General features: G+C 64.3%; 10 protein-coding genes and 1 pseudogene. 10 read left to right on the top strand and 1 reads right to left on the bottom strand.

What is annotated here, in order from left to right; all coding sequences use genetic code 11:
* Positions 1–186 precede the first annotated feature (186 nt).
* The 4 genes from ACFWYW_RS58460 (at position 187) to ACFWYW_RS58445 (ending at position 3,499) form a co-directional block, all read left to right on the top strand.
* Positions 187–1,509, top strand: coding sequence for a replication initiator (locus tag ACFWYW_RS58460; protein WP_379627848.1), 1,323 nt, complete (start codon positions 187–189; stop codon positions 1,507–1,509).
* Positions 1,509–1,694 (top strand): helix-turn-helix domain-containing protein, encoded by a 186-nt coding sequence (locus ACFWYW_RS58455; protein ID WP_379627850.1) that lies wholly within the window; start codon positions 1,509–1,511, stop codon positions 1,692–1,694. Before ACFWYW_RS58460 ends, ACFWYW_RS58455 begins: the two co-directional genes overlap by 1 nt.
* Entirely contained in the window at positions 1,694–3,022 is a 1,329-nt protein-coding gene (gene xerC / locus ACFWYW_RS58450; protein ID WP_379627853.1) for a tyrosine recombinase XerC, read from the top strand. The genes ACFWYW_RS58455 and xerC overlap by 1 nt, the downstream gene beginning before the upstream one ends.
* A 69-nt stretch (positions 3,023–3,091) precedes the next feature.
* Entirely contained in the window at positions 3,092–3,499 is a 408-nt protein-coding gene (locus tag ACFWYW_RS58445) for a hypothetical protein (RefSeq protein ID WP_379627855.1), read from the top strand.
* A gap of 673 nt (positions 3,500–4,172) precedes the next feature.
* On the opposite strand, the gene ACFWYW_RS58440 is transcribed toward ACFWYW_RS58445, so the two are convergent.
* Positions 4,173–4,439, bottom strand: coding sequence for a winged helix-turn-helix domain-containing protein (locus ACFWYW_RS58440; RefSeq protein ID WP_379627857.1), 267 nt, complete (start codon positions 4,437–4,439; stop codon positions 4,173–4,175).
* Between the two features lie 349 nt (positions 4,440–4,788).
* On the opposite strand from ACFWYW_RS58440, the gene ACFWYW_RS58435 reads away from it, so the two are divergent.
* The 6 genes and pseudogenes from ACFWYW_RS58435 to ACFWYW_RS58410 form a co-directional block, all read left to right on the top strand.
* Positions 4,789–5,151 carry a hypothetical protein gene (locus ACFWYW_RS58435; protein ID WP_379627859.1) on the top strand — a complete coding sequence of 121 codons (363 nt, stop codon included), beginning with the start codon at positions 4,789–4,791 and terminating at the stop codon, positions 5,149–5,151.
* The gene (locus ACFWYW_RS58430) at positions 5,132–5,683 is read left to right on the top strand and encodes a DUF6879 family protein (RefSeq protein WP_379627861.1); all 552 of its coding nucleotides are present in this window, start codon (positions 5,132–5,134) and stop codon (positions 5,681–5,683) included. Before ACFWYW_RS58435 ends, ACFWYW_RS58430 begins: the two co-directional genes overlap by 20 nt.
* Entirely contained in the window at positions 5,680–6,513 is an 834-nt protein-coding gene (locus ACFWYW_RS58425) for a helix-turn-helix domain-containing protein (protein WP_379627863.1), read from the top strand. Before ACFWYW_RS58430 ends, ACFWYW_RS58425 begins: the two co-directional genes overlap by 4 nt.
* Before the next feature lie 208 nt (positions 6,514–6,721).
* Positions 6,722–6,979 carry a hypothetical protein gene (locus ACFWYW_RS58420; RefSeq protein ID WP_379627865.1) on the top strand — a complete coding sequence of 86 codons (258 nt, stop codon included), beginning with the start codon at positions 6,722–6,724 and terminating at the stop codon, positions 6,977–6,979.
* A complete protein-coding gene (locus ACFWYW_RS58415; protein WP_379627867.1) occupies positions 6,976–7,335 on the top strand; it encodes a hypothetical protein in 360 nt (119 codons plus the stop codon). The genes ACFWYW_RS58420 and ACFWYW_RS58415 overlap by 4 nt, the downstream gene beginning before the upstream one ends.
* Before the next feature lie 592 nt (positions 7,336–7,927).
* Positions 7,928–8,370 (top strand): annotated as a pseudogene (locus ACFWYW_RS58410) (hypothetical protein); the annotation flags it as partial.

Raw genomic sequence — 8,370 nt, 5'->3', positions numbered from 1 at the left:
GTTCCCACTCCGCATTGGTCAGATCACCACGACCCATGACCCAATCGTGACAACATCACCACAATTAGTCAGCAGATCTAAGAAACGGCTCCTAGCCGTGAGGTCCCCTCACCTGGCCACACAACCGCCAAGTTCCGCGCCAGGTGAGGGGACATCCCACCACTTCCGGATAGGACGGATCCCATCTTGCCCCAGTCCCACGCGGTAGCCGGGATGATCTCCCGGCTCCACGCTCCCGACTACGATCGCTGGGCCGCACAGATCAAGCGCACCGGCGGTTGCCGACAACCGATCCACCTACGCGGCAAGGTCGAACACTACGACCGCGCCACCGGCCAAATCCTCCACCGCTACAGCACCCACCTGGAGCCGGACGGCATCCTCCGCGTCTCATGCAAGACCCGCCGCGCCTCCCGCTGCCCCTCCTGCGCCGAGACCTACCGCTCCGACACCTACCAGCTCGTCCGCGCGGGCCTGATCGGAGGCAAAGGCGTCCCGTCCACCGTCTCCACGCACCCGTGCCTGTTCGTCACCCTCACCGCGCCGTCCTTCGGCACCGTCCACTCGCACAAGGCCAAAGGGCCGTGCCACGCCCGACGCGACGCCCCCACCTGCCCACACGGGCGCGTCATGTCCTGTACGGCCCGCCACACCGCCGACGACCCACGTCTCGGCGAACCGCTGTGCCCCGACTGCTACGACTACACCGGCTCGGTCCTGTTCAACGCCGTAGCCCCGGAGCTCTGGCGACGCTTCACCGAAGCCCTCCGCCGGCGCTTCGCCAAGATCTCCGGCCTCACCCTCAAAGCCCTCCGCGACGAGGTGACCGTCTCCTTCGCCAAGGTCGCCGAGTACCAGCGGCGCGGCGTCGTCCACTTCCACGCGGTGATCCGCCTCGACGGCCCCACCGGACCGGCCACACCTCCGCCATCCTGGGCCACCCACGACGCCCTGGCGCAAGCCGTACAACACGCAGCCGGAGCCGTCTCCGTCGACATCCCCACCACCAACACGACGCTCCGCTGGGGCAACCAACTCGACATCCGCCCCATCACCATGACCGGCGACCTCACCGAACAAGCCGTCGCCGCTTACATCGCCAAGTACGCCACCAAAGCAGCTGAATGCGTCGGCACCCTCGACCGCCGCATCAACCCCCTCGACGACCTGGCCGCCCTCCCCATCCGCGACCACGCCCGCCGCCTGATCGCCGAATGCCTCACCCTGGGCGCCCTCGACGAATTGGCCCACCTCCGGCTCACCCAATGGGCCCACATGCTCGGCTTCCGCGGCCACTTCTCCACCAAGTCCCGCCGATACTCCACCACCCTCGGCGCCCTCCGCTCCGCTCGCGAGGAACACATGCGCACGGAGGAGATCACCACCGGCCGCCTCCCCCTCTTCGACGAAGACACCGTCCTGGTCGTCGCCCACTGGCAGTACGCAGGCCGCGGTCACTCGGAGAGTGACGCGCTGCTCGCGATCGCACTCGCACAGGGCGGTGTGTGATGACCGGCGACCCCATGCTCACGGTTCCCGACGCCATGGCCTACCTCCAGGTCAGCCGGTGGACGCTCTACAACCTCATCCGCTCCGGCGAGTTGGAGTCCGTCATCGTCTCCCGCCGTTGCCGCCGTATCCCCGCATCGGCCCTCACTGCCTACGTCTCCAGCCTGCGAGAGGAAGCCGCGTAATGCCGACCAAGACCGCTCTCGCAACGCCGGAAGAGCCCAAGCGCCGCCGTACCCGTGCCAACAGTGAGGGCTCGATCTTCCCCTACAAGGGCCAGTGGGCCGGCTACGTCTGGGTCACTACGCCGGAGGGCAACCAGACCCGTAAGTGGGCCTATGGCAAGACCCGTGAGGAGACGCACGAGAAGTGGCTCAAGCTCCACGAGCAAGCTGCCAAGGGGCCGGTCGCCACCAAGCACGAGACCGTGGCGGCCTTCCTGAAGCGATGGCTGGCGGAGGTGATTGAGCCCAACCGGGAGCCGACGACTTACGTGGCCTACGAGCCGCTCGTCCGGCTCTACATCATCCCCGGGATCGGCAAGAAGCGCCTGGACAAACTGACCGTCCGCGACGTTCAGATCTGGATCAACACGCTGCCCAAGCTCTGCACCTGCTGCGCACAGAAGAAGGATCACAAACGCGATGAAGCCAAGCAGAAATGCTGCGCCAAGGGCGAATGCTGCAAGAGCTACCCCGCCCGCTACACGATCATCGGCATTCGCCGCACCCTGCGCGCAGCACTCAACCAAGCGATCCGAGAAGAGCTGATATCCAAGAACGTCGCAGCTCTCACCAGCCTGCCCAGCGCAAGCCAGACCAAGAAGCGCAAAGCCAAAACCGTGTGGAGCGTGGACGAGGCACGCCGATTCCTCGAACACCTCAGGAAGGTCGACGACCCGCTGTATGCCGCATACGTCCTGATCCTCGTTCTCGGCCTCCGGCGGGGCGAAGTGTTGGGCCTGACCTGGTCAGCCGTCGACTTCCAGACCGAAGAGGTGGCCATCTCCCACCAGCTCACAAGGGTCGGTGGCCAGTTGCTTCACCGCGACACCACCAAGACGGACGGCTCGACGACCACGCTCCCTCTCCTGGACCTGTGTGTTGCCGCCCTCAATCACCGCAAGGCCAAGCAGACCACAGCAGCAGAAGCCGCCGAGAACTGGCCTCCCACCGACCTGGTCTTCACCACCCGACACGGCACCCCGATCGAACCGCGCAACTTCAACCGTGCCTTCGCCGCGCACTGCCGCAACGCCGACGTCCCCATGATCCGTGTTCACGACACCCGCCATACGTGCGCGTCCCTACTGGCCGCTCTGGGCGTCCACCCACGGGTTGCCATGCAGATCCTCAGACCCCCAGATCTCCGTAACCATGAACGTCTACACCCAGATACCGACTCCGGAGACGAGGAAAGCCCTGGACCAGCTCGTACGGGCGCTTCGGCAGTCTCACAAATAGCCACTCACGATTCCCTGCCCCGTCGGTTCCGGCGGGGCCTTTCCTTTTGATCACCCTCTACGCCTCAGGGACTTCTGCCACCGTGGACACACTCGGATCCACAACAGGAGGGGATGCGCATGTGGCAGGTCATCCTAGGAGCGCTGAGCGCTCTCGGTGGAGCTGCGTTGACGCAGTACTGGCAGGGCCGGCGAGAGGTGAGCGGACGTTTCTTCGACCAACGCCGTGACGCCCACGTAGAGTTCTTGAAGATCTTCGACGGGTACTGGTCCTCGGCAGTCCAGTACAGCAGCTATCCGGAAGGTCCTCCACCATCCGATCTTGATCCGGACGATTTCGAGCGACTGTTCAACGCACTGCTAGTGGTGCAGATCTTCGCGTCCACCGCGAGCCATCGCGCCGCGCAGAATGCCAAGGATCAATTGCTCGCCTTCTTCGGGACGAACGGCAAGGGAGATCAGTCCGAACTTCAAGCAGCGTTCGATGCGTACATCGGAGCGGTGCGGAAGGAACTCGGCGTGAGGTAGACCCTGATCCGGTAGCTGTACAACCGTGCTGTGCAAGATCAAAAAGGCCCCTTCCCGATCAAGGAAAGGGGCCTTTGAGATGCAGAGCCGACGAGGGGAATCGAACCCCTGACCTTCTGTTTACAAGCTCTAGTTTGCGGTTCTCTGATCAGCAGCGCAGAGAGAAAGGCCAGGTCAGCGCCCATCCTCGCCCAGGCTGACCCGATCTGACCCAGACTGAGCGAGCTTGATCATCGCCCACCTTATCGCCCACCCCGACTCGCTCCCCAACTGCCTCTGTCAAACTGACCGAGGCAGTTGTAACCCCCGATGGGAGATCGGGCGTCTAACAACCACACGCGGGTAGCTGAGGGATACCCCGCGCCGGAGACTGGCAGAGGTGACGGTCACCGGACTGCTGGGCCGGCCTGTGATGGCTCGTGGGGAGTCGTCCGGGCCGGTCCAATTTTTTCGGCCAAGCCCGTAAATGATTTCTGCGTTGTCCCCTTGCCACTGGCGTCATGAGCTAGTTTCATGACCTACTACGGGGTGGCGCGAATCAGTCGCTCTTGGTGAGCTTGCATGCTCAGTCCTGGCGCGTCAGTGGGGAATTGGCCGCCGCGACTGGGGGCGGCCCTCCCGGCGCTTCAATCGCCGGGAGGGCCTGTCTCGGTAGCCACTCGCAGTGTGAGGCTTAGGGCCCTTGCGTGTCCGCCACATCTCTAGAGTGATCCGTTACGAATGTGCCGAGATGCGGCTTCGTGTAGACGAACCCCTCAGCCCGCAGCCGATGGAACGCCTTGCGGATCGTCTTCTGCGCGACTCCGAGTTCCTGCTCAAGCTGCCGCTCCGAGGGCAACGGCATATCCGGCCGGTAGACACCGTCCGCTATGCGCTGTTTTAGCAGCTCATAGACCTGCACCCAACGGTACTCGTTGTCCTTGAACTCGAACTGCGTCACAGGACGAGGGTGGTCCGGCATGCCGGGGGTGACCGCGGTCGACCCCGGCATGCCCCGGCGTACCCCGGCATACCCCAGGTTCTACGCATGTTGAATTCGCCTTCCTGGGAGGACGCGCCTCGCGGCGCCAGGTCAGCGGGACGATCTTCACGCTATGGCAGGCGCTCAGACCCGCCAACTATCCGGCTGTGGCGGTACATCTGACTATCTGCGCAGACCACAGACACCCCCGTTCAGGCCCTTCCAGAGTGGCGACAAACTCCTGCAGCCGTTCCGACGTTGACGGGTGATGCGATTCGATGGACCATCCGCGTGATGGGCAATTCCCGGCAACTCTACGGAGGCGCACGTGAGGCTGACCTACCTCGGCGGCAACGACTACTGCGAGAAGGACGAATGCCCCACCCTCTACGAGACCGACAGCGACACCTTCGTCGTCAGAGGCTGGATCGTTGACGGAGATCCGCATTCCGTCGAAGTCCCCCGCCCACTCCTGGCTCAGCTCGCACATAGTCGCCTGCGCCCAGATGCAGCCGACCTCCCACCACAGGTCGGGCTCACCGACCGTGGCACATACCGCGTCTACGGTCAGCCAGTCGTCGACCCCGACGCGCTCCGGCAGATGAACCTGCCCACACACGAATCCGCAGTGGAGGTACCGGCGGCACTGCGCCTAGTGGTAGATCAGGATCATGCGCCCACTGACCATTGAAGAATGGCGCGTCCTGTTCGACAGTTTCGAGCGGGATGCCTTCCACCTCGAACTTCGAGACTCCTACGGAGTGGCAGGCGAACAGACCCGATTCGGCAGATGGCTTGCCGGGGAACGGCAATCACACGAGGACGTCGCGGCCTGGTTCGCCGACTGGACAGACAAAGTCCGAGCGAAAGCCGCAACAGGCAAGACCGTCCGCCGTGTCCGTGTCATCAGTGAGCCGATCAGCGACTACATCCAGTTCGAATGGCAAGACACAGTCCACAACATCGAGGCCGGCGAGGACATCCGGTGGCTACCGCGCCACCTCCTGCCCGAGCAGGCGGCGTTCCCTGTTGAGGGGAGCGATTGGTGGCTGCTCGACGATCGGATCGTGGTCGTAAACCGGTTCGATGGGGAAGGCCTGTCTGCAGGCCGCGATCTCGTCGAGGACCCGGGTGTTGTGTCTCGCTGCGTTGAGCTCAGGGATCTGCTGTGGTCGATAGCCGTTCCCCACGCTGAGTACAAGCCTGTCACTGCGCGACCGTGACGGCACAGATCCAGCAGGCGAAGGAAGCGTTTGGCGCCCGCCTCAGAGAGATCCGCGAGAACGCGAGTCTCAAGGGGCGGGCGCTCGCCGATATGGCTGGCTGGCAACCGTCGAAGGTCACCCGGATAGAGCGGGGCACACGCAACGCATCCGAGGACGACCTACGGGCCTGGTGCCGCATCTGTGACGCACAGGACCAGCTCGCGGACCTGATCGCCACTCGCCGCAACATCGAGTCCGCCTATGTGGAGTGGCAACGCCAGCTTCGTGTAGGCCTGAAGCGGCGGCAAGAAGCCTCCGTGCCGTTGTACGAGCAAGCGAGCCTCCTCCGGGTCTACCATCCCTTTCTCGTTCCTGGCCTGCTGCAGACGCCCGCTTATGCAGCCGCCGTCATGCGGCAGGTCCGCCTTTTCCTGTCTCTTCCTGACGACGTGGACGATGCCGTCGAGGCGCGCATGGACCGGCAGAGGGTCCTGTACGGCGGCGATCGCCGATTCCTGTTCGTGATCGAGGAGCAGGCACTCAGGACGCGGGTGGGTGACCCGGACGTGATGGCGGGCCAGTTCGACCGGTTGATCTCGTCGATGAGCCTCCAGCGAGTCAGCCTGGGCATCGTCCCGTCGAGAGCCTCTCGCGAGGTCTGGCCGGCCGAGGGCTTCCTCATGTTCGACGATTTGACCGTACGGGTGGAGACGGTTAGCGCCCAGTTGACGATTACACAACCGCGCGAAATTGCCCTCTATGGCCGGACATTTGAGCGGATGCAGGCCGCAGCAGCGTTCGGGCAGGCTGCGAGAGAGCTGATACTCGAAGCAGTTGCGGCAATCTGAGGCAATTTCATTGAGTTGCCAGCTCGGCGCCTCTTACCGTCCGGGTCATGGCCCTCCTCCGCATCCCTAACTGTGACGCCCGGACCGTAGACGGTGTCATCCACCTCCAGCACAAAGCCTCCGGTGAGCAGGCGACCGCCAGCAGCCCGGAGCAGGCCCACATCAAGGCCGCGGTCTTGCGCCTGGCCTACGTGTGGAGGCGGGCGGCATGAGCGGCTTCGAGATCCGCGCAGAGTACTGCGCCATCTGGGAGGGGCGGCTGACGTCCGCAGAGGTGGATCGCGTCCGGCTGCGTCGTCCGCCGCGCGGCTACTACCTGATCTTCTGGGATACCGGCAAAGCCGACCATAGTGGCCGATCCTGGACTTTTGCCATCACGACGGGGAGCCGGGAGGTGCTCGACACCTGCATAGCCCGCTGGCGGCGCCGAGCCGAGGCCGTCCTGCGCGAGGAGCGTGCCGCATGACGGACTTCGTGGAGATGGCGAACTGGCCCCTGATGTACGGCGACGTCACCGGCGCTCAGCTCAAAGCCGCCTACGAGGAGGCTCTCGCCAAACGCACGAACAAGGAGGACCGGCAAGAGCTCCAAGACGCGACCCGTAACATCCTCGCCACCTACGGCACCTGGGAGCGTCTGGCTGAGGTGTGGACGACCGACAACTGGCAGCGCGCCTTCGCACACCAGATCCACGGCAAGACGTGGCTAAACCTTCAATCTCCACAGCAGCAGCAGGAGATACTCCGCGACCTGATCCAGAAGTACCCGACCGTGGCAGGAGAGATCCTCAGCAGCCGCGACACCCCGGAGAAGGACCGATAGACGGCCCGCCCTCTGCCGGACCACACCCGCGCAGAGGGCGGGCGAGCAAACCCCGGCTTCCCCACGAACACTCGCCGTGCGGCCGGGTCGCCTCACACCACTGGCTGGAGGGCCATGCGGCGTGGGGCAGGTGGCCCCGTCTCTCCTCCCCTCAGGAGGGCCACAGGAGACGGGGCCACTCTTATGCCATTCTCTACAAGTAACTTGTATCGATCTTGACCTAGTGCTACACAGGGAAGGTGCCGGAGTCATTGGAGGAGCTGAGCGACGAAATGCTGGCCGACAGACTCCGCGCCACAGCGCAACGCCTCAAACAGGCCACCGAGGAACGAGACGCACTCATCCAGGAAGCAGGCCGACGCAGACGCGCAGGTAACCGCACCTGGACACAAGAGCGAACGGCGGACCTAGCTGAGATCACCCAGCAAATGGTGTCGCTGAAGTGGAGAGACCAGAGCGCCAACTCTGGAGACACAACCGAATAACCGCTGTGCCCCCGGGCCAGGCGCGCCAACGCCCGACCCGGAGGACTTGCCACAGACCCGCCCTTCAAGACAAGAGGTCTGCAGCCATGACGCACATTAGTGCTGCCATGCAGGTCAGCGATAGCATCGTTGATCTTTTTGAGACGATTCCTCCGCAAGTTCGGTGGATCAGTGCCGCGTTAGTCGCGCTCGCTCTGGTCGTCGCCGCCTGGTGGCAACTCCGCCGCGGCGCCCGGGCGCTAACCGCCGTCATCAGGCGCAGCTCCGCCGAGGACGTCCTGACGTTCATCGCCGCAGGCATCGCCACCGGGGTGTCCGCTCAGGGCATGTGGCGGTTCGCCGACGACGTCCTGGACCTGTGGTGGCCGCTTCGCCTGCTGCTGTTCGCGTTCATTGAGGTGGCGATCGTCACCTCCGCCGTACGGGCGAAGCAGAGTATGCGGGAGAACTTCTCGGCGGGCATCGACGGCATCGCCGTATGGGCGCTGACCTGCCTGACCGCGGTGCTTTCCAGCATGGACGCGCGCAGCCTGCCCGAGGCGATCTTCCG

Origin of the sequence: Nonomuraea sp. NPDC059023 (assembly GCF_042740095.1) — a bacterium.
Lineage (GTDB): Bacteria > Actinomycetota > Actinomycetes > Streptosporangiales > Streptosporangiaceae > Nonomuraea.
Note: the sequence above shows the minus strand (reverse complement) of the source record. Positions and strands in the feature narration are given on the sequence as shown.

Coding starts and splice junctions, on each gene's coding strand:
- ACFWYW_RS58455 (WP_379627850.1), top strand. CDS start 1,509: ATGACCGGCGACCCCATGCTCACGGTTCCCGACGCCATGGCCTACCTC.
- xerC (WP_379627853.1), top strand. CDS start 1,694: ATGCCGACCAAGACCGCTCTCGCAACGCCGGAAGAGCCCAAGCGCCGC.
- ACFWYW_RS58445 (WP_379627855.1), top strand. CDS start 3,092: ATGTGGCAGGTCATCCTAGGAGCGCTGAGCGCTCTCGGTGGAGCTGCG.
- ACFWYW_RS58430 (WP_379627861.1), top strand. CDS start 5,132: ATGCGCCCACTGACCATTGAAGAATGGCGCGTCCTGTTCGACAGTTTC.
- ACFWYW_RS58420 (WP_379627865.1), top strand. CDS start 6,722: ATGAGCGGCTTCGAGATCCGCGCAGAGTACTGCGCCATCTGGGAGGGG.
- ACFWYW_RS58415 (WP_379627867.1), top strand. CDS start 6,976: ATGACGGACTTCGTGGAGATGGCGAACTGGCCCCTGATGTACGGCGAC.